The following is a 21321-nucleotide window of genomic DNA, read 5'->3' on the forward strand; positions in this document are numbered from 1 at the left end:
TCTTCGAAGAGCCTGCAGGGGCCACCAAGGTAGGGGCCGCCCGCAGGCCGCTCAGTCAGCGTCGCTTGGCCATCTCATTGATGAAACGGTCGAACAGCGGTGCTACGTCGTTCGGGCCCGGGCTTGCTTCAGGGTGGCCCTGGAAGCTGAACGCGCTCTTGTCAGTACGCTCGATACCCTGCAGGGAACCGTCGAACAACGACTTGTGAATCGCGCGGACATTGCTCGGCAAGGTCGCTTCATCCACCGCAAAACCGTGGTTCTGGCTGGTGATCATCACAACGCCGGTGTCCAGGTCCTGCACAGGGTGGTTGGCGCCGTGATGACCATGACCCATTTTCAGGGTCTTGGCACCGGAGGCCAGCGCCAGCAGCTGGTGACCGAGGCAGATGCCAAATACCGGAATCTCGGTTTCCAGCACTTCCTTGATGGCCTGGATGGCGTAGTCACAAGGCTCCGGATCACCCGGGCCGTTGGACAGGAACACGCCGTCAGGTTGCAGGGCCAGCACGTCGCTGGCAGGCGTTTGCGCCGGCACCACGGTCACGCGGCACCCACGCTCGACCAGCATACGCAGGATGTTGTACTTGACGCCGTAGTCGTATGCGACCACGTGATACGGCAGGTCAGCCGCTTCGATAGTCTCGTGGCTGTCGGTCTTCAAGTCCCAGACAGTGGAGCGCCACTCGTACTGCTCCTTGGTGCTGACGACTTTCGCCAGGTCCATGCCTTTCAGGCCTGGGAAGCCTTGCGCTGCAGCAATCGCCGCGGCTTCGGAAATATTGTCACCGACCATGATGCAGCCATTCTGCGAGCCCTTTTCACGCAGGATGCGCGTCAGGCGGCGCGTATCGATACCGGCGATCGCCACAACGTTGTTGGCTTTCAGGTAATCGGACAGCGACATCGTGTTACGCCAGTTGCTCGCAACCAGTGGCAGATCACGAATGACCAGACCCGCCGACCAGACACGATCAGACTCAACGTCTTCCGGCGTAGTACCGGTGTTGCCGATGTGCGGATAGGTCAGGGTAACGATCTGTTGGGCGTAGGAAGGATCGGTAAGGATTTCCTGATAGCCGGTCATGGCGGTGTTAAACACCACCTCTCCAACGGTTTGACCGTCGGCTCCAATGGCTTCGCCGCGAAAAATGCTGCCATCAGCAAGGGCGAGTATGGCTGGCTTAGTCAAGAAGACCTCCCGTAAATAAAGCCTGAAAGGGCGATCGCAGGTTGTAAAAAAGCGGAGTGACGTATGGACACGTCACCCCGCTTCTTCACTGAATTATTCTGCGCGCTTTTAGTGGACACACTAAAGCTGTAGCTTACAGAAAAAGGCTTTTTTGGTCCACCGCTAATGAGCCTTAAAGGCAGGAGAATGCGACGGGACGTCGCTTAGCGGGTAAAAACGGGGCCTTAGGATAATCCCGAGGCCCGGTTTTAGCTACTGCTTAGTGCAGATCCAACACATCGCGCATGTCGTACAGACCAGGCTCGCGACCTTCCAACCAGAGCGCGGCACGCACCGCGCCCTTGGCGAATGTCATGCGACTGGAAGCCTTGTGAGTGATTTCCAGGCGCTCACCCTCGGTAGCAAACAAGACCGTGTGGTCGCCTACGACATCACCGCCACGGACGGTCGCAAAACCAATGGTGTCACGTGCACGCGCACCGGTATGCCCTTCGCGACCGTAAACCGCCACCTTGGACAGGTCACGCCCCAGCGCGTCGGCAATAGCCTCACCCATGCGCAGTGCGGTACCCGACGGCGCATCGATCTTGTGACGGTGATGCGTCTCGATAATCTCGATATCCGCCTCATCCCCCAACACCCGCGCCGCCATGTCCAGCAACTTGAGCGACAGGTTCACGCCGACACTGAAGTTGGCTGCGAAGACGACGGGAATATCCTTACCCGCCTCCTCCAACAACTGCTTCTGCTGCGCAGTCAAACCCGTGGTACCAATCACCATCGCCTTGCCCGCCTTGCGGCAGAACGCGAGGTTTTTCAGCATCACCTCCGGCAGGGTGAAGTCGATCAGCACATCGAATTCGTCAGCCACCTGCTCCAGGCTGCCTGACAATGAGACACCGATACGCCCCAGCGAAGCCAACTCACCCGCATCCGCACCGATCAACGTGCTACCGGGACGAACAATCGCCGCGGTCAGCCCAGAGGCCGGGGAGCGCTGCTGCACCGCCTCGACCAGCGTCTTGCCCATGCGCCCGGCAGCGCCCATTACGGCTATACGTCGCATACTCACTTCCTTACAGGTCGCCGAAGAAGCGCTTCACGCCTTCGAAAAAGCCAGTGGTTTTCGGCGAATGCGTGTCATCGCCCTCCAGCGAACTGCGGAACTCCTCAAGCAGTTCACGCTGACGGCGACCCAGATTGACGGGAGTCTCCACGGCCACACGACACATCAAGTCGCCAGCACCGCCACCGCGCACCGGCGCTACGCCCTTGCCACGAATACGGAACTGCTTGCCGGTCTGCGTACCTTCAGGGATCTTGAGCTTGACCCGACCGTCCAGGGTCGGAATCTCCAATTCGCCACCCAAGGCTGCATCGACAAAACTGATCGGCACTTCACAGAACAGGTGCTTGCCGTCGCGCTGGAAGATCGAGTGCTCGCGCACATTGATCACCACGTACAGGTCGCCCGTAGGACCGCCCTGGGTACCGGCCTCACCCTCACCCGACAGACGAATACGGTCTCCGGTATCCACACCCGCCGGCACCTTTACCGCCAGGGTCTTGTACTCTTCGACGCGGCCTTCGCCATGGCAGGAATCGCACGGATCGGAAATGATCTTGCCCTGCCCATGGCAACGCGGACAGGTCTGCTGCACCGAGAAGAAACCCTGCTGCATACGGACCTGGCCGATACCGCCGCACGTCGGGCAAGTAATCGGCGCAGAGCCTTTCTTGGCACCCGAACCATCACACGGCTTGCAGTTAACCAGCGTCGGTACGCGAATATTGACGCTGGTGCCGCGTACAGCTTCTTCCAGGTTCAGCTCCAGGGTGTAACGCAAGTCGCTGCCACGCTGGGCACCACCGCGCTGACCACCCCGGCCACCACCAAAGAAGTCACTGAATACATCACCGAAAATATCGGAGAAGTTCTGACCGCCAAAACCGGCACCGCCGCCCCCCATGCTCGGATCGACACCGGCATGCCCATACTGGTCGTAGGCCGCACGCTTATTGGGATCAGACAGACATTCGTAGGCCTCATTGGCCTCTTTGAACATGTCTTCGGATTCTTTGCTATCCGGATTACGGTCCGGGTGGTGCTTCATTGCCAGGCGACGGTAAGCCTTTTTCAGGTCCGCCTCGCTGGAGCCGCGCTCCACACCCAATACTTCGTAATAGTCACGCTTTGCCATAAGTCTTTGCACTCTTAAGGACGTTCAGCCAGACCCTCCTGAGCCTGGCTAAACTCGTTGAGCCCCAATACAGGCCCGGACCCAACTCACGTCAATTCAACGATCCTGGTCATTACTACTTTTTAGCCAGGGACCCGGCCAAAAACGCGGTATTTATTGCTCGGAAAGCAGGAGCATCCCCGATCACACCGCCAACATCCGAACGCTGTCGCATGCTGTAAAAATTCACATACCCCAGACACGCCAACGCGGGAGCAAGCTCCCGCGCGGCGACATCCTACCAGTCACCGCTTGATAGCGGTCAACCGGGCGACCAACTTACTTCTTGTCTGTAACTTCTTCGAACTCGGCATCGACAACATCGTCTTTAGCTTCAGGCTCTGCCTTTTGAGCAGCACCGTCAGCTGGCTGAGCCTGTTCGGCGTACATTTTTTGAGCCACTGGCGCGGAGACTTTCGACAATTCTTCAACCTTGGCTTCAATGGCAGCCTTGTCGTCGCCTTTGACAGCGGCTTCCAGGGCAACTACAGCAGCTTCGATCGCAGCCTTCTCTTCAGCGGTCACTTTCTCGCCAGCATCAGCGATCATTTTGCGTGTCGAGTGAACCAGTGCGTCGCCCTGGTTGCGGGCACCTGCCAGCTCTTCGAACTTCTTGTCAGCTTCAGCATTGGTTTCAGCATCACGGATCATCTGTTGAATTTCTTCATCAGAAAGACCGGAGTTGGCCTTGATGGTGATCTTCTGCTCTTTGCCGGTAGCCTTGTCTTTCGCACCTACGTGCAGAATGCCGTTGGCGTCGATATCGAAGGTCACTTCGATTTGTGGCACGCCACGTGGTGCTGGTGGAATCTCAGCCAGGTCGAACTTGCCCAGGGACTTGTTCTGAGCAGCCTGCTTACGCTCACCTTGCAGCACGTGAATGGTCACAGCACCCTGGTTATCATCAGCCGTCGAGAACACCTGGGATTTCTTGGTAGGAATCGTGGTGTTTTTCTCGATCAGCGCAGTCATCACGCCACCCATGGTTTCGATACCCAGGGTCAGCGGGCTTACGTCCAGCAGCAACACGTCTTTCACGTCACCGGCCAATACCGCGCCCTGGATGGCAGCACCCATGGCAACCGCTTCGTCCGGGTTCACATCTTTACGCGCTTCTTTGCCGAAGAACTCGGTAACCAACTTCTGAACCAGTGGCATACGGGTCTGACCGCCTACCAGGATCACGTCGTTGATCGCACCAACATCAATACCGGAGTCTTTCAGCGCAATGCGGCATGGCTCGATGGTGCGTTGAACCAGGTCTTCGACCAGCGCTTCCAACTTGGCGCGAGAGATCTTCACGTTCAAGTGCTTAGGACCGGTGGCGTCTGCAGTGATGTACGGCAGGTTAACGTCGGTCGACTGAGCGGAAGACAGCTCGATCTTGGCTTTCTCAGCAGCTTCTTTCAGGCGCTGCATCGCCAGAGGGTCACCCTTGAGGTTCATGCCGCTTTCTTTCTTGAATTCGTCAACGAGGTAGTCGATCAGACGAATGTCAAAGTCCTCACCACCCAGGAAGGTGTCGCCGTTGGTGGCCAACACTTCGAACTGGTGCTCGCCGTCTACTTCAGCGATCTCGATCACGGAAACGTCGAACGTACCGCCACCCAGGTCATAAACGATCACGGTATGATCGCCCTTGGCCTTGTCCATACCGTAAGCCAGAGCAGCTGCGGTCGGTTCGTTGATGATACGTTTTACATCCAGGCCCGCGATGCGGCCGGCGTCTTTGGTCGCCTGGCGCTGGCTGTCGTTGAAATAGGCTGGAACGGTGATCACCGCCTCAGTCACTGTCTCACCCAGGTAATCTTCGGCAGTCTTCTTCATCTTCTTCAAGATTTCAGCCGAGATTTGCGGTGGCGACATTTTCTGGCCATTTACTTCAACCCAGGCGTCACCGTTGTCAGCCTTGGCGATCTTGTAAGGGACCATTTTGATGTCTTTCTGTACGACTTCTTCGTCGAACTTACGACCGATCAGGCGCTTCACCGCGTACAGGGTGTTATGCGGGTTGGTCACAGCCTGGCGCTTGGCCGACTGGCCAACCAGGATTTCACCATCGTTGGCGTAAGCGATGATCGACGGCGTGGTACGCGCGCCTTCGGCGTTTTCGATTACTTTTGCAACGCCGTTTTCCAACACGGAGACGCAGGAGTTGGTGGTCCCCAGGTCAATACCGATAATTTTGCCCATGATTTACTCTCCCGAAACTTGAATTTGGTTGCCGCAGCAGTGGTGGCTAACTGCGGTAGCACTTAAACGCTTGACTTATAAATGGGGGCCTTGCGGCGGATTTCAAGCCTGCTCATCAATAGAAGGTGCAACGGGTGCAGGAGCCTTGCTCACTACCACCATTGCAGGGCGCAACAGGCGACCGTTGAGCTGATAGCCCTTCTGGAACACTTTCAACACACTGTTGGGTTCGAGGTCGTGGCTTTCTTGCATGGCCATGGCCTGGTGAAGCTCAGCGCTGAACGGTTCGCCGCCTTGCGGATCAATGGCTTCCAGCTGATAACGCTTCAGGGTGTCCTGAAACATTTTCAGGGTCAGTTCGATCCCTTCGCGCATCGGGCGGATGTTTTCGTCATCCGGGTTGGACAACTCGAGGCCACGCTCCAGGCTGTCAATAATTGGCAGCAGGTCGCCCGCGAACTTTTCCAGCCCGAACTTGTGAGCTTTTTCTACGTCCTGCTCGGCACGGCGGCGGACGTTCTGCAGATCGGCGGCAACACGCAAAGACTGATCCTGCGCAGCGGCCAACTGCTCTTCGAGCACTTGCACACGAGTTGCCAGTTCATCACCGACAGCCGAATTGGCGTCCGGAGTTTGCGTATCCTGCGTCTGTTCGTCAGCCATAGATTTCTCCTTTCAAAATCATGCGCGAACTCAACTCGCGCTTCTGTTCCGGTATATGGGGCCACAATTTCCAGGTTCAAGGGTGCAGGCTCTACCAAAAGTCTTTCGCCTGCCCCAGATCAACTTCGACCCGATCATTCTCCTTTGCACTAAAAAACCCGGGCGACCGAGCAAATTGAGCTAAGCATCAGGATTGTCAGCCCAGAACAAAACACTGTATAAATAACCAGACCTAAAGCCTGGGAGCGGCCGTCATGCTCGTGCACCTGTCTGTACACAACTACGCCATCGTTGAACATCTGGATCTCGAACTGGATCGCGGGATGAGCGTAATCACAGGCGAAACCGGCGCCGGCAAGTCAATCATGCTCGACGCCCTGGGCCTGACCCTGGGCGACCGCGCCGACAGTGGCGTGGTGCGCCCCGGCGCGGATAAGGCCGACATTCTGGCCACCTTCGACCTCGCGGACATCCCCGAAGCCGAAGCCTGGCTGGTCGAGCGCGACCTTAATAACGACGGTCCGTGCATCCTGCGCCGAGTCATCACCGCCGAGGGCCGCTCGCGCGGCTATATCAATGGAACCCCCTGCCCCCTTGGCGACCTGAAGGCCCTGGGTGAACTGCTGATTGACATCCATAGCCAGCATGAACACCAATCCCTGCTCAAAACCGACACCCACCGCCGCCTGCTTGACGAGTACGCTGGCGCCACCGACCTTGCCCGACAGGTACAACTGGCCGCCCAGCGCTGGCGCCAGACCCGACAGGAGCTGGAGCGACTGTCCAATTCCGGTGACGAGCAACGCGCTCGCCATCAATTGCTCAGCTATCAGCTTGAAGAGCTGGAAAGCCTGGGTCTTGGCGAAACCGAGCTGGAACAACTGGAACAGGAACACAAGAACCTCACCAACGCCGAAACCCTGCTGTCTATCTGCCGCCAGGTAGTGGAGCAATGCAGCGAGAGCGATTCCGGCAATGTGCTCAATGCGCTCACGGCCAGCCTCAACCGACTGTCCAGTGTTAACAGCGCCTCAAGCTCACTGAATGAAGCCACCACCCTGCTGACCAGTGCGCAAATCCAGGTAGAAGAAGCCGTCGGCGAACTCAATCGCTTTCTTGATCATTTCGACGCTGACCCGGCGCGGCTGCAGGAAATAGAAGAGCGCCTGGACACCATCTATACGCTGGCGCGCAAACATCGAATCCAGCCCACCGAAGTGGCAACCATGCAGCAGAAGCTGCTGGATGAAATCGAGACCCTGAACGCGAATGACGAATCCATTGAGCGACTGGGCCAAGAGCTCGGCTCTTTTGCCCGCCACTATCAGGAGAAGGCCCGCGAGCTGAGCGATCTGCGCCAACAGGCCGCCACCAGCCTGGCTGGCGCCGTCGAGCAGGAAATTCAGCGCCTGGGCATGCCGGGCGGGCGCTTTACCATCGAGTTGCGCACCAACGCCAGCAATGAACTGCAGCCCTACGGCCTGGAGCAGGTAGAACTACTGGTCAGCGCCAACCCGGGGCAACCGCTCAAGGCACTGGCAAAGGTGGCGTCTGGTGGTGAGCTGTCGCGAATCAGCCTGGCGATCCAAGTGATTACCGCGCAAACCTCACGGGTACCGACACTGGTGTTCGATGAAGTAGACGTAGGTATCGGTGGCCCCACGGCGGAAATTGTGGGTCAGTTACTGCGCCGCCTGGGGGATCGCGGCCAGGTGCTGACCGTTACTCACTTGCCACAAGTGGCGGCTCAAGGACATCAGCACTTGTTTGTGCACAAGGTGAGAGACAGCGAAGCGACACACACAGCGGTATCCAAGCTGAACAAGTCGGAGCGCGTGGAAGAAGTGGCGCGGATGCTCGGAGGGATCGACCTGACCAAAGAATCTTTGGCACACGCGAAGAAAATGGTCGTAGCCGCCAAGGCCTGAGCCGAGCTTTTCCTTATTATAGAAAGCACGAAGGCGACCCCAGGGTCGCCTTCGATCGTTTCGCAGAGCAATTCTGCGTCGCTTTTTACTTTTTCTTACGGATGTACAACACAAGATTGTGGTCGACCAAATCGAAACCATGCTCCTCAGCAATTTCGTGCTGGAGCTTTTCGATTGCCGGGCTGGTGAACTCGATAACCTCATTGGTATCCAGGTCAACCATGTGGTCGTGATGACCACCGTCAGCCAATTCGAACACTGCATGACCGCCGTCGAAATTATGACGAACCACCAGCCCTGCGGCTTCAAACTGGGTCAGTACACGGTAAACCGTGGCCAGGCCGACGTCCTCGTTAGACTCCATCAGCGCCTTGTAAACATCCTCGGCACTCATGTGGCGCTGCTCAGCAGAATCGAGCATTTGTAGAATCTTGACTCGTGGCAGAGTCACTTTAAGACCGGCTTTGCGTAGTTCGCTATTTTCAACCATGGTTAGCTTTCTCGCGGATGCTGCTTCGCAGCTTCTCTTAATACGGGTATGATCGGCGTTTACGTTGTCCCAGCCAAGATAGTGGAAGTCGCCCACCGATGCAAAACACCAAGCTCTTGCTAACCAGTTTCACCTTTGTGGGACTGCTCGCACTCGCCGGTTGTTCATTCCCCGGGGTTTACAAAATCGACATCCAGCAGGGCAATGTCGTCACGCAGGACATGATAGACCAGTTACGCCCGGGAATGACCCGACGGCAAGTACGGTTTATTATGGGCAACCCCCTGCTGACCGACACTTTCCACGCCGATCGCTGGGATTATCTCTATAGCCTGCAGCCTGGTGGCGGTGAACGCCAACAGGAGCGTGTCAGCGTCATTTTCAATGGCAATGACCAGCTTGTCAGCCTGTCGGGTGACTTCATGCCAGGCGTAAGCCGTGATCAAGCGCTGCTCGGCAACGATAACGGCACAAACGTGACTGCCCCTGTGCAGGAAAGCGAGAAGCCGAAGTCAGAAGTACCGGCCAAGCCAGGCTCCTTGCTCGACAAGATCCAGAAAGACGTCGACGGGGTCGAAACGGTCCCTGTCCCGACGCCTCAGCCTCTGGACACCAGCCCGCAGTAACATTGCGGCGCATATAAAAAGCCCGGCATGCCGGGCTTTTTGTTACCTGTCATTCAACCAGCTTATGGATGCTGCCGCTTCGCCAACGCCGCCCTGGCGGCACGCAGCCTGCGCACTTCTTTAGGGTCCACAAGCAAGGGCCGATAGATTTCAATGCGATCGCCCGATTGTACGGGGCGCACCTCAGCATCAGTGACGACCTTACCGAATACCCCCAAGGGGCAAGCAGCCAGATCCAGTTCAGGAAACTGCATAGCCATCCCTGACAACTGCACTGCTGCACGCAGACTGGTTCCCGAAGCCACCGTCAGCGCCAGCAGAACCTGGCGATCCTCGGCGGCATAAACCACCTCGATCTCAACCATGCAATTGCTTGGCTCGCTGGCAGAATGCATCCACCAGGGTATTGGCCGCCTGATTGAACAACGGCCCCAATGTGGCCCGCACAATCGGCCCAGCGTAATCAAACGACAAATCCAGGCTGATCTTGCAGGCCTTGTCGGTAAGCGCCTTGAAAACCCATACACCATGCAGCTGGGTAAACGGCCCTTCCTGCAAATTCATTTCAATGGACTTGCCCGGCACCAGCGCATTCCGCGTAACAAAGTGCTGACTGAGCCCGCCTTTCGCCACCCCAACACTGGCAACCATATGTTCATCACTGCTTTCCAGCACCTCGGCAGTTGAGCACCAAGGCAGGAATTCCGGGTAACGCGCCACGTCGTTGACCAGGTCATAGAGCGCCTGCGCCGGATAGGGCAGCAGGGCCGAACGTTGAATATGCGTCGTCATGTGTGCGTGATTTCCACAGCTGAGCGGCAAACATCGCGAAACAACAGTCCGATCCGCGAAAGAAAAAAACCAAAGAACTGCCGGTATTGTCCGGGATTCGACCAACACGCTCAAGCACGCAGGTTGACCGTAGCCGACACGCTCGCAACTCCCTATAATGCCGCCCCTATGGCTAAACAAAAGAAACACCCCACAGGGACCATCGCGCAAAATAAAAAAGCGCGACACGATTACTTCATCGAACATCGGTTCGAGGCTGGTCTGGTCCTGGCCGGCTGGGAAGTAAAGAGTCTGCGTGCCAGCAAGTTGCAACTGGTCGACAGCTACGTATTGCTCAAGGATGGCGAGGCATGGCTGCTCGGCAGTCATATCACCCCGCTGACAACCGCGAGCACCCACGTGATTGCCGACCCGGTGCGCACGCGCAAACTATTGCTCAATGCCCGCGAACTGGAAAAGCTCGCCGCAGCCGTACAGCAGAAAGGCTATGCCTGTATCTGCCTGTCCTGGTATTGGAGCAAGCACCTGGTCAAGTGCGAGATCGCACTGGGCAAGGGCAAGAAGGAATACGATAAGCGTGATACTGAGCGCGAACGCGATTCCAACCGCGAACTGCATCGCGCGGTGCGCAACAAGGGCAAGGAAGAATAATCCTTGTAACGATGTAGCCTCGGGACTTCCCCCGGCTACATCCCCTTGCGCCGCTCCGCCCGCGCCACGCGCTGAACCTCCTGACGTACTTCCTCCAACACTTCCTGCACGTACTCCAGGTGACGTGTCGAGACTTCTCGCGCCTGTTCTGCCCGGCCCTCGATAATCGCCATGTACAGCTCCCGGTGCTGACTGATCAGCATGTCGCGTGTCTCCGTACGTTGCTGATACATGCCGCCAATATTGGTCACCACGTTACGCTTGAGCAGGTCGAACAAACCGCGAATGGTGTGCAGCAACACCGCGTTATGGCTGGCCTCCGCAATGGCCAGGTGGAACTGTGCATCCGCAGCCCCCTCCTCGACCCGACTCACTTCATCAACGCGGGCATAGCAATCCTGCAACGCCTCGAATGCAGCGGTCAGCCGCTCACGGTCGACCTCAGTAGCTCGCAATGCTGCGTAATAAGCACAGGACGCTTCAAGGGTCTGGCGAAACTCCAGCAGGTCACGCTGGGCCTCGGGATTGTTTTCCAACAGGTGCAGCAACGGATCGCTGAACGTCGAACCCAGTGACTCGGCAACATAATTGCCCCCACCCTGACGGCTCACCAACAAGCCCTTGGCCGCCAGCTTCTGAATCGCCTCCCTCAACGAAGGACGCGACACACCAAACTGTTCAGCCAAAGCGCGCTCGGCCGGCAAGCGCTCACCCGACTTCAACGTGCCCTCAAGGATCATCCCCTCAAGCTGCTCGACTATATCGTCAGACAAACGGCGCTGACGCACCTGATCAAACCCCATAACTTACTCCCCACCATCCCGACCACTCGCCGGGGCCTCTATTCTGGCCTATCGCCGCCCTTCCAGCACCTATCAGAACCGCTTCGATTCACCCGATCAAACCACCTCGCCTGCCGGGCTACGACCAAAGTTTCGCGAGCGGCAAATTGACACATCCCGCGAAGACTTTTAACCTAGCCTCCAGCGATTGTAAATTGGTATTACCAATTATCCAAGTCGACTATGAAGTGCCTGACCAACAACAATTAGGGGCCACCCCATATGCAAACCTGGCAACAGCTCTACAGCCCGCTCGGCAGCCTCGGCCTGTCCGCACTGGCCGCCGTTATTCCGATCGTGTTTTTCTTCCTGGCTCTGGCCGTGTTTCGCCTCAAAGGCCACGTGGCCGGCAGCATCACGCTGGCGTTGTCGATACTGGTAGCGATCTTTGCCTTCCACATGCCAGTGGACATGGCGCTGGCCGCCGCTGGCTACGGTTTTGCCTATGGCCTGTGGCCTATTGCCTGGATCATTGTCGCGGCGGTGTTTCTCTACAAACTCACCGTCAAGAGCGGCCAGTTCGAGATCATCCGCAGCTCTGTCCTGTCGATCACCGATGACCAGCGCCTGCAGGTGCTGTTGATCGGCTTCTGCTTCGGCGCATTCCTGGAAGGTGCTGCCGGTTTCGGCGCCCCCGTGGCGATTACCGCCGCACTGCTGGTAGGCCTGGGCTTCAACCCGCTGTACGCGGCCGGCCTGTGCCTGATTGCCAACACCGCACCCGTCGCCTTTGGCGCCTTGGGAATTCCGATCATCGTTGCCGGGCAAGTGACCGGAATCGATGCATTCAAGATCGGCGCCATGACTGGCCGCCAACTGCCGCTGCTGTCGCTGTTCGTGCCGTTCTGGCTGGTCTTCATGATGGACGGCCTGCGCGGCGTTCGCGAAACCTGGCCAGCTGCGCTGGTCGCGGGCCTGAGCTTTGCCATCACCCAATACTTCACGTCCAACTTCATCGGCCCGGAACTGCCGGATATCACCTCGGCCCTGGCCAGCCTGATCTCTCTGACCCTGTTCCTGAAAGTATGGCAACCCAAACGCACTGCGGGCGCGCAGATTGCCGGTGCCACTTCCGACGCAGCGATTACCGCCAGCGCCGGCGGCTTCGGCCTGCCGCGCAGCACCGTCGCCTCACCTTACAGCCTGGGGCAGATCTTCAAGGCGTGGTCACCGTTCCTGATCCTCACCGTGCTGGTCACCATCTGGACCCTCAAACCGTTCAAGGCGATGTTCGCCGCAGGCGGCTCGATGTACAACTGGGTATTCAACTTCGCGATCCCGCACCTGGATCAAATGGTGATCAAGGTTGCACCCATCGTGACCAACCCGACTGCGATCCCAGCGATATTCAAGCTGGACCCGATTTCAGCGACCGGTACCGCTATTTTCTTCTCGGCACTGATCTCGATGCTGGTCCTGAAGATCAACATCAAGATTGGTCTTACCACTTTAAAAGAGACCTTCTACGAGTTGCGGTGGCCGATCCTGTCTATCGGCATGGTGCTGGCATTCGCCTTTGTCACCAATTACTCCGGCATGTCTTCGACCATGGCGCTGGTATTGGCTGGCACTGGTGCAGCCTTCCCGTTCTTCTCGCCGTTCCTAGGCTGGCTGGGGGTTTTCCTGACAGGCTCCGACACATCGTCCAACGCCCTGTTCAGCTCGTTGCAAGCCACCACGGCGCACCAGATCGGCGTCAACGACACGCTTCTGGTCGCTGCAAACACCAGCGGCGGCGTGACCGGCAAAATGATTTCGCCGCAATCGATCGCCGTGGCTTGCGCCGCTACCGGACTGGTGGGTAAAGAATCCGACCTGTTCCGCTTCACCCTCAAGCACAGCCTGTTCTTCGCCACGATCGTCGGGCTGATCACCCTGGCCCAGGCTTACTGGTTTACCGGCATGCTGGTGCACTAAAGCCGTAGCAATAGGGTCATAACCGACGCCAGGCTATAACTTCGGCGTCGGCTTTGCGCAATCGTGTCAATACGGCGCCCGGGGGGTGCTGATCCTGGAGGACCAATGAGTCTGCCTGCCGCTTTCCTTGCTGACGTCGCACAGCTGATCCCACAAGATCGACGTTTCGACGATCCACTTTCCACCCTCGCATTCGGCACCGACGCCAGCTTTTACCGATTGGTCCCACAACTGGTGATCCGCGTCGAATCGGAAGACGAAGTGGTGGCGCTGCTGCAACTGGCCCAGCGTGAACGTGTGCCGGTAACCTTCCGCGCAGCCGGCACCAGCCTGTCCGGGCAAGCGATAAGCGACTCGGTACTGATCGTGCTGGGGGACAATTGGAACGGCCGTGAGATTCGCGGGCAAGGCACTCAGATCCGCCTGCAACCCGGCGTGATCGGCGCACAGGCCAACGCCTGGCTGGCGCCATTCGGGCGCAAGATCGGCCCAGACCCGGCGTCGATCAATGCCTGCAAGATCGGCGGAATCGTCGCCAACAACGCGAGTGGCATGTGCTGCGGTACGGCGCAGAACACCTACCACACCCTGGCCGGAATTCGTCTGGTCCTGGCCGATGGCAGCCGCCTCGATACAGAAGACGCAAGCAGCGTTACGGCGTTTCGTGAACAGCACGGCGCACTGCTCGAGCGCCTGGCCACACTCGGCAGTGAAACGCGGGCAAACGCTGAATTGGCAGCAAAAATCCGCCACAAATACCGTCTGAAAAATACCACCGGCCTGTCACTCAACGCCCTGGTGGATTTTGATGAACCGCTGGATATCCTCAGCCATTTGTTGGTGGGCTCCGAGGGTACCCTCGGTTTCATCAGCGCAGTCACCTACGACACCGTGATCGACCACCCGAACAAGGCGTCGGCGTTGATCGTATTTCCGGATGTGGAGACCTGCTGCAACGCAGTCACCATCCTGAAAACCCAACCGGTGTCGGCTGTCGAGTTGCTGGACCGACGCAGCATGCGCTCGGTGCAGAACAAACCGGGCATGCCCGCATTCGTACAGCACTTATCAGAAAGTGCCTGCGCCCTGCTGATTGAATCCCGCGCCGCATCGCCCTCATTGCTGCATGAACAATTGGCGCTGATCATGGCGTCGCTGGCCGGTTTCCCGGTGGAGAAACAGGTCGACTTCACCGAAGACCCTGTGGAAAACGCCCGCCTGTGGGCCATCCGCAAGGACACCTTCCCCGCCGTAGGTGCTGTACGCAAAACCGGCACCACGGTGATCATCGAAGACGTCACCTTCCCGGTCGAGCAACTGGCCATTGGCGTGAACCGCTTGATCGAACTGTTCGACAAACATCACTACGACGAAGCCATCCTTTTCGGACATGCCCTGGAAGGCAATCTGCACTTTGTGTTCACCCAAGGCTTCAACAGCGCGGAAGAAGTCACACGCTATCAAGCGTTCATGGATGACGTCGCGCAATTGGTGGCCGTGGAGTTCGGCGGTTCGCTGAAAGCCGAACACGGCACCGGCCGCAATATGGCACCGTTCGTGGAGCTGGAATGGGGCAGCGACGCCTATCAATTGATGTGGCAACTCAAACGCCTGCTCGACCCCAACGGCATCCTCAACCCGGACGTGGTGCTCAGCCAAGACCCGCAGATTCACCTCAAGCACCTCAAGCCGCTGCCTGCGGCCGACGAGCTTGTGGATAAGTGCATTGAGTGCGGTTTCTGTGAACCGGTGTGCCCATCGAAAGGCCTGACGTTGAGCCCGCGCCAGCGCATCGTGATCTGGCGAGATATACAGGCGAAAAAACGCGCCGGCGTCGACACCACCGAATTGGAAGCGGCCTACCACTACCAGGGCATCGACACGTGCGCCGCCACCGGCCTATGCGCCCAACGCTGTCCGGTAGGAATCAATACCGGCGACCTGGTGAAAAAACTGCGAAGCCGTGACGCCGACCGTACGAAAACCGCCGAATGGCTGGCCACCCATTTCGCCACGGCACTGCAAGGTGCGCGCTTTACCCTGCATGTAGCCAATGGTGCACGCATGCTGCTGGGAGCGCCTCGCCTGGCGAAGCTGTCGGCCACCATGACCAAGTTGTCCAAGGGACAGATTCCGCAGTGGACCAACGCCATGCCACAACCGGAAAAAGCCATTCGCTTCAGCCCGGCGGTGACGGATGAGCGGCCACGAGTAGTCTACCTGGCGGCCTGCGTCTCACGCGCCATGGGCCCGGCGGCAGGTGATAAAGAGCAGATGTCGTTGTACGAAAAAACCCAGGGCCTGCTGGAAAAAGCCGGTTACCAGGTCGTGTTTCCCGACAACCAGGACAACCTGTGCTGCGGCCAGCCTTTCGCTTCCAAAGGCTACGCCGAACAGGCAGAACACAAACGCCAGGAACTGATCGGCGCCCTGCTCCATGCCAGCCGCGGCGGCCTGGACCCGATCTATTGCGACACCAGCCCCTGCACCCTGCGCCTGGTGCAAGACCTCGGCGAAACGCGCCTGGACCTTTACGACCCCGTACGTTTCATCCGCACGCACCTGATGGACCGTCTCGACTTCACACCGCAGGAGGCACCGATCGCCGTACACGTCACCTGCAGCACCCAACACCTGGGAGAAAGCCAGGCCCTGATCGACCTGGCCCGTCGCTGTGCCAAAACCGTGGTGATCCCGGAAGGCATCCACTGCTGCGGGTTTGCCGGCGACAAAGGTTTCACCACGCCGGAACTCAACGCCCACTCGCTGCGCTCCCTCAAGGATGCAGTGCAGCACTGCAGTGAAGGCATCTCCACCAGCCGCACCTGCGAGATCGGCCTGAGCCAGCATGGCGGCATCGACTATCACGGATTGGTGTACCTCGTGGATCGCGTGACCCAGGCCCGCGCCCATTGATCCCGCAAAAAAACAGAACCCCTGCGCGCTGGCGTAGTCATCTGCATAGGCCTCGACGCACGAGGCCCATCAGTGATGTCGCTGGCAGCCCATGAACGCCAGCAGCGTCGAGCCTTTTTTGCGCAAGGAGATACCCTATGAAGCGTTCCGCTCTTGCTGGCTTGTTCATTACCGCTGCGATGTTGGCCTCCCCTGCTTTCGCTGCTGGCGAGCCCGACCTGTGCAAGATCAACCTGGACAAAATCAACAACGGTAAAGCGCTGCTCGCCACCGACACCAGTGGCAAAAGCGGCGAAATCGACACAGCCGTCTCCCAGGCCAAGGCTGCCCACGCCGCCGGTGACGACAAGAAGTGCATCGAAATCACCTCCAAGGCCCTGCAAGACCTGCAGAACCTGGACAAAGGCGGTCAATAAGCGCAGGGCCAACCTTCGGGTTGGCCTTCCGTGACCGTTTGGCGTACACTGCACAGGCTTGTCACTCACTATGAAACAACGAGTTACAAGCACGGGGCCGTTTAGGATTCGACGCCGGTCGCGAAACTTTAGGTGCATGCCGAGTTGGTAACAGAACTCGTAAATCCACTGTTGCAACTACTTATAGTTGCCAATGACGAAAACTACGGCCAGGAATTCGCTATCGCTGCGTAAGCAGCCTTAGACCTGAGCTTCTGGTACCTTCGGGTCCAGCAATCACCAGGGGATGTCTGTAAACCCAAAGTGATTGTCATATAGAACAGAATCGCCGTGCAGTACGTTGTGGACGAAGCGGCTAAAACTTACACAACTCGCCCAAAGCACCCTGCCCTTCGGGTCGCTGAGGGTTAACTTAATAGAAACGGCTACGCATGTAGTACCGACAGCGGAGTACTGGCGGACGGGGGTTCAAATCCCCCCGGCTCCACCAAACAAGCTATACAAATCAGGCACTTAGCGTTTATCGCGAGTGCCTTTTTTGTGTCTGAATGGGTGGTTTTGGCTCGGTTATGCCAGCTTAATGGCAGCATTTGTAGTTGATGTGTAACGCTCAAAACACCTTCTTGAACTCGACATGGAAAGCGAATGAACGAAATCATCAACATCACCGGACTGTGCCTCAACATGCTTGGCGTGATCCTTCTTTTCTTTTGGTCTCTCCCGCAAAACTTTGGCGACGCAAACACGGGACGCGGCCTTGAGGATGGCACAGTGATGTTTGACGGAAGAACTGCAGGACAGCATCGAGCCGAGGCTAAGCGCAAGAAAGCACTTGCGAAGAGAATGGCATGGATAGCCTTGGTCCTGATATTTGTCGGTTTCCTATGCCAGTTCGTTGCTGCAGTCTGGCCATACCTGAATGCTTGGATTGCTGCATCGATTTGTGTTTCATAACCGATTCGCCGCCCGCGCCCGGTTGCTCAGACTGAAATCCATGTGAATTAAAGTTCACTCACTTTTCAAGGTCGCCCCATCGGCTCGGTCCTAGACGACCATTGCCCACAAGCGATCCAGGCTTAGAGCAATGCTAATTTTCAAGCCCACGAATGTAGGTCACTTCGCAATACCTCTGAAATACCCCTAGCACGCCCGCAACGCGATCAGTCCTTGGTCGCCGGCGTCGGTGATGGCGATAATTATTCGAGCCTCCGTAATCTTGAGTTCCCCCCTGGCTTCTGCTCATACTCACCAGACAGCTACCTGACGTTAGAGGCGGGAGGGGAGTTCGGGCAGTCTCCGATTCGAGTATCGAAATCACGTTCATGTATCGGGGGGTCAGGTGCCGCGAGCGGATCACGCTCAAGCCCACCGCCACTAACCTGAAGAAGGCCGAGCAGCACAAGGCGGCGATCGAGCACGCGATATCGATCGGTACCTTCGACTATTCGGTGACATTTCCGGGATCTGCCCGGGCGGCAAAGTTTGCGCCCGAGGCATCCCGAGAGACGGTCAACGGTTACTTGACCAGGTGGCTGGCTGCGAAGGAAAAGCACGTTGCCACCAGCACCTTCGATGGGTACCGGAAGCTGGTCACGCTTCGCCTGATCCCGGCCCTGGGCGACACGATGTTGGTCGATCTGAAGCGAAAGGCCGTGCGCGACTGGCTCGACACCCTGGAAGTTAGCAACAAGACACTCAGCAATATCCAGAGCTGCCTGCGCTCCGCGCTGAACGATGCCGCCGAGGAAGAACTGATCGAGCTGAATCCGCTCGCTGGATGGACGTACTCCCGCAAGGCTGCACCGCCGAAAGAGGATGACGTCGATCCGTTCAGTCCCGAAGAGCAGCAGGCAGTGCTGGGCGCTCTCTCCGGCCAGGCTCGCAACATGATGCAGTTCGCCCTCTGGACCGGCCTTCGCACCAGTGAGCTCGTGGCTCTGGACTGGGGCGATATCGACTGGCTGCGCGAAGAAGTGATGGTGAGCCGAGCGATGACCCAGGCAAGCAAAGGGAAGGCCGAAACCACGAAGACTGCCGCGGGACGCAGAAGCGTGAAGTTGCTCCGACCTGCGATGGAAGCGCTGAAGGCTCAAAAGGCCCACACCTTCCTGGCAGACGCTGAAGTTTTTCAGAACCCTCGCACCCTGGAACGGTGGACTGGCGATGGGCCGATCCGGAAAACCATGTGGGTGCCGGCGATGAAGAAAGCTGGTGTTCGGTATCGCCGGCCATATCAGACCCGACACACCTACGCCTCGATGATGCTATCGGCTGGCGAGCATCCAATGTGGGTTGCCAAACAGATGGGCCATTCGGATTGGACGATGATCGCGCGCGTGTACGGACGTTGGATGCCGGCAGCGGACGCAGCCGCCGGTAGTCGCGCGGAATTATTGTGGAAAACTGATGCTATTAGAACTTTTGGTATTAAGACTTAAATCCCGGCCACTGCTGGTGCGCTTCAACTATAGAGTCTCTAGCCTCCGCGAACTGCCGAGAGTTCTCAAATTTATGTGTAACAACTACAAGACTGTCCGCACCGCCAACAACCATGGCCGGAGCGTCCACATGAAGAGACTCGCACCCGATGTAAACGTGAGCAATTACACCCTGCATGTAAAATCTATAAAACCTATAGGTTTTACCATCAGGAAAAACGCTTTCCTGAATAGTTGGAGAGTGATTATGAGTAAACCCTACCGTGGATATCTGACTAATAACTATTGGCAAGTAACTTGGCAGTCCAGACTCCAGTCGAACGAGATGACTAGCCAGCAACTCAAGATCAACATTCAAATTTTCAAGATATTCAAATTCTTTTATACTAGTCTTTAGTGCACGCCATAAAAGGCTCAAAAAAAAGAGCCTAATTTTATTTTGATCTACATCTAGAATTTCTCTGACCCCAATGCCTGTTACCGGATCCGGTGGAACTAAAAAGTCATTTATATGAAGTTTTTTCTTGCCTGCAAAGCCACTCCAAACAAGACGATGTTTCCTCAGTTCGGCAATCCCCGCGTCATCAATCAGAGAAAGGATCTTTTCACCCTCCGCAATTACCATATGATGATCGTACCAGCTCGAGTATCTACGAATTGGTCTAGACCCTCGACCGGCTTCAATGAACCGCTCACCAGGAGAATCAGCTCCCGTCAGCGCTCGAGGAATTAGATGGGACTTTGCGAATTTCCCTTCAATATTTAGAAGCGCGCACCTTCCTTCTTTAAGTGGCGCTATCTTTTGCCTCTTATCCTTGCCCGCCATCAGCAAACCCCTTTGTTTGGTTCTTCTCGCTAACACAACCAATAATAATTGCAAAAAGACAGCGTGATCGCTGAAAGCCTTGTAACGTAAAGGTTTTCCAAGACGACTCTTATTTCAATGTTTTTATTTAGAAAACTAAAATGATAGTCCTCTGCTTTAGCAGAGGGCATCATCCATTACCGAACGACTAAAAAGCAGCACTTTTTTTAACACATCTACCGAGCAAATTACCATGAGTTATCTCACCAGTAACTCGATTTATAAACATCTCGCTCTCCCTATTAGAAGCGATTAATTTACTCTCACTCAGAGTCCGAATCTTCCATTTGTCATTATCTTCCACATCTGTGATTGATTTATTTTCTAAATCAATGTCATACGTGTGCGGACAGCACCCAAACCTATTGTAGGTACAAACAAGTGTGAAATCTGAAGCTGAAGCAATCGATGAGAAAAACAATAAAGCCAGAGAGAATATACTTTTCATAATAAGCCACCCCGAAGAAAAACAACCTTATCTTGGGCAAAGATTATTTTCTTGTCCTACATAGAAATTGCGCTTGCGTAACGAAACACGCGTACTCTTTAGACGAACCACACGATTTACATTGCTCATAGCCAGAAAATGACTCTCTGTCATATCTCCAATTACTCCCTATAGAAGAACATTCTTCATGAGCATTATTAACCGCCGTTATATGCGCAAGTTTAAGAGCCATATCGCGAGCGTAACAGGAGCCTGACTTACCCTCGACTACTATACTTTTAGATTCGGCCATTGCTAAACAAGACATAACGAAAAGAATAATTCCCGATACGACTAATTGAACAGCTCGAGGTTTTCGATTAAGCATCATATACAGCCTCTTCTCAGATGAAATAAAAGGCCCGAGTGTTGGCGCTCACTGCGGCTCCTTGGATGCTAGCAGAAAGCTACCGTATAGCCACCACCACCTGAATGATTTTGAATTACCCGCTTGACCTTGAATGACAGCAAAATGGCAGCTAGAGCGCTGTAAGCCCCAATTTACAAGGGGTGGATGCGGGTTCAAATCCCCCCGGCCCACCATTTCATCATCTAAAGACGTCCACGGACGTCTTTTTTTGTGCCTGAAATCCAGAAACTCAAACGCTTCCCCTCCTATTTTTAAATCCCCCTTACCTCCAAGAAATCTGCCCCTCCATCCCCCC

The 21321-nt window shown here is 56.5% G+C and carries 19 protein-coding genes, 1 other RNA gene and 1 pseudogene; 9 read left to right on the forward strand and 12 right to left on the reverse strand.

Features of this window, described 5'->3' with window-relative positions; translation table 11 throughout:
* Positions 1–55: 55 nt before the first annotated feature.
* The 5 genes from carA to grpE all read right to left on the reverse strand — a co-directional run bounded on the left by carA (position 56) and on the right by grpE (position 6288).
* Positions 56–1192, reverse strand: coding sequence for a glutamine-hydrolyzing carbamoyl-phosphate synthase small subunit (carA, locus tag Q8X51_RS28590; protein WP_027605361.1), 1137 nt, complete (start codon positions 1190–1192; stop codon positions 56–58).
* Between the two features lie 259 nt (positions 1193–1451).
* Positions 1452–2258: a 4-hydroxy-tetrahydrodipicolinate reductase gene (gene dapB, locus Q8X51_RS28595; protein ID WP_065938283.1), complete on the reverse strand. Its 807-nt coding sequence runs from the start codon at positions 2256–2258 to the stop codon at positions 1452–1454.
* A 10-nt stretch (positions 2259–2268) separates the two neighbouring features.
* Entirely contained in the window at positions 2269–3393 is a 1125-nt protein-coding gene (gene dnaJ, locus Q8X51_RS28600; RefSeq protein ID WP_065925314.1) for a molecular chaperone DnaJ, read from the reverse strand.
* A gap of 318 nt (positions 3394–3711) precedes the next feature.
* Entirely contained in the window at positions 3712–5625 is a 1914-nt protein-coding gene (dnaK, locus tag Q8X51_RS28605; protein ID WP_053137821.1) for a molecular chaperone DnaK, read from the reverse strand.
* A 102-nt stretch (positions 5626–5727) separates the two neighbouring features.
* Positions 5728–6288 (reverse strand): nucleotide exchange factor GrpE, encoded by a 561-nt coding sequence (grpE, locus tag Q8X51_RS28610; RefSeq protein WP_027605357.1) that lies wholly within the window; start codon positions 6286–6288, stop codon positions 5728–5730.
* A 254-nt stretch (positions 6289–6542) separates the two neighbouring features.
* Here grpE and recN point away from each other — a divergent pair, with 254 nt between their 5' ends.
* The gene (gene recN / locus Q8X51_RS28615; protein ID WP_065925315.1) at positions 6543–8216 is read left to right on the forward strand and encodes a DNA repair protein RecN; all 1674 of its coding nucleotides are present in this window, start codon (positions 6543–6545) and stop codon (positions 8214–8216) included.
* An 85-nt stretch (positions 8217–8301) separates the two neighbouring features.
* On the opposite strand, the gene fur is transcribed toward recN, so the two are convergent.
* Positions 8302–8706 carry a ferric iron uptake transcriptional regulator gene (fur, locus tag Q8X51_RS28620; RefSeq protein WP_010562662.1) on the reverse strand — a complete coding sequence of 135 codons (405 nt, stop codon included), beginning with the start codon at positions 8704–8706 and terminating at the stop codon, positions 8302–8304.
* Positions 8707–8804: 98 nt separating this feature from the next.
* On the opposite strand from fur, the gene Q8X51_RS28625 reads away from it, so the two are divergent.
* Positions 8805–9332: an outer membrane protein assembly factor BamE gene (locus Q8X51_RS28625; protein WP_027605355.1), complete on the forward strand. Its 528-nt coding sequence runs from the start codon at positions 8805–8807 to the stop codon at positions 9330–9332.
* A gap of 62 nt (positions 9333–9394) precedes the next feature.
* On the opposite strand, the gene Q8X51_RS28630 is transcribed toward Q8X51_RS28625, so the two are convergent.
* Positions 9395–9697, reverse strand: a complete 303-nt coding sequence (locus tag Q8X51_RS28630; RefSeq protein WP_065925317.1) for an RnfH family protein — start codon at positions 9695–9697, stop codon at positions 9395–9397.
* Positions 9690–10124 (reverse strand): type II toxin-antitoxin system RatA family toxin, encoded by a 435-nt coding sequence (locus tag Q8X51_RS28635; RefSeq protein ID WP_027605353.1) that lies wholly within the window; start codon positions 10122–10124, stop codon positions 9690–9692. The genes Q8X51_RS28630 and Q8X51_RS28635 overlap by 8 nt, the downstream gene beginning before the upstream one ends.
* Before the next feature lie 168 nt (positions 10125–10292).
* Here Q8X51_RS28635 and smpB point away from each other — a divergent pair, with 168 nt between their 5' ends.
* The gene (smpB, locus tag Q8X51_RS28640) at positions 10293–10775 is read left to right on the forward strand and encodes an SsrA-binding protein SmpB (protein ID WP_003176160.1); all 483 of its coding nucleotides are present in this window, start codon (positions 10293–10295) and stop codon (positions 10773–10775) included.
* 35 nt (positions 10776–10810) lie between these two features.
* On the opposite strand, the gene Q8X51_RS28645 is transcribed toward smpB, so the two are convergent.
* Positions 10811–11578, reverse strand: a complete 768-nt coding sequence (locus Q8X51_RS28645) for an FCD domain-containing protein (RefSeq protein WP_074847629.1) — start codon at positions 11576–11578, stop codon at positions 10811–10813.
* A 261-nt stretch (positions 11579–11839) separates the two neighbouring features.
* Between Q8X51_RS28645 and Q8X51_RS28650 the strand changes: the two genes are divergently transcribed.
* The 5 genes from Q8X51_RS28650 to Q8X51_RS28670 all read left to right on the forward strand — a co-directional run bounded on the left by Q8X51_RS28650 (position 11840) and on the right by Q8X51_RS28670 (position 17820).
* On the forward strand, positions 11840–13534 hold the full coding sequence (locus Q8X51_RS28650; protein WP_407693799.1) for a lactate permease LctP family transporter: 1695 nt from the start codon (positions 11840–11842) through the stop codon (positions 13532–13534).
* Between the two features lie 105 nt (positions 13535–13639).
* A complete protein-coding gene (locus Q8X51_RS28655) occupies positions 13640–16450 on the forward strand; it encodes an FAD-binding and (Fe-S)-binding domain-containing protein (RefSeq protein WP_407693800.1) in 2811 nt (936 codons plus the stop codon).
* A gap of 137 nt (positions 16451–16587) precedes the next feature.
* Positions 16588–16866 (forward strand): hypothetical protein, encoded by a 279-nt coding sequence (locus Q8X51_RS28660; RefSeq protein WP_027605349.1) that lies wholly within the window; start codon positions 16588–16590, stop codon positions 16864–16866.
* A gap of 93 nt (positions 16867–16959) precedes the next feature.
* Positions 16960–17356, forward strand: a transfer-messenger RNA (tmRNA) gene (gene ssrA, locus Q8X51_RS28665).
* A gap of 155 nt (positions 17357–17511) precedes the next feature.
* Complete coding sequence (locus Q8X51_RS28670) at positions 17512–17820, forward strand: hypothetical protein (protein WP_407693801.1); 309 nt, start codon at positions 17512–17514, stop codon at positions 17818–17820.
* 186 nt (positions 17821–18006) lie between these two features.
* Here Q8X51_RS28670 and Q8X51_RS28675 read toward each other — a convergent pair.
* Positions 18007–18099 (reverse strand): annotated as a pseudogene (locus Q8X51_RS28675) (lysis protein); the annotation flags it as partial.
* Between the two features lie 89 nt (positions 18100–18188).
* On the opposite strand from Q8X51_RS28675, the gene Q8X51_RS28680 reads away from it, so the two are divergent.
* Positions 18189–19304, forward strand: coding sequence for a tyrosine-type recombinase/integrase (locus Q8X51_RS28680; RefSeq protein ID WP_407693802.1), 1116 nt, complete (start codon positions 18189–18191; stop codon positions 19302–19304).
* Here Q8X51_RS28680 and Q8X51_RS28685 read toward each other — a convergent pair.
* Together Q8X51_RS28685 and Q8X51_RS28690 are read right to left on the reverse strand one after the other, a co-directional pair.
* On the reverse strand, positions 19294–20130 hold the full coding sequence (locus tag Q8X51_RS28685; protein ID WP_407693803.1) for a hypothetical protein: 837 nt from the start codon (positions 20128–20130) through the stop codon (positions 19294–19296). The two genes, Q8X51_RS28680 and Q8X51_RS28685, sit on opposite strands and share 11 nt — an antisense overlap.
* Positions 20131–21032: 902 nt before the next feature.
* On the reverse strand, positions 21033–21321 hold a 289-nt coding region (locus tag Q8X51_RS28690), incomplete at its 5' end, for a hypothetical protein (protein ID WP_407694988.1).

Source organism: Pseudomonas sp. Yb2C2 (assembly GCF_052112325.1).
Classification (GTDB): Bacteria; Pseudomonadota; Gammaproteobacteria; order Pseudomonadales; family Pseudomonadaceae; genus Aquipseudomonas; species Aquipseudomonas marginalis.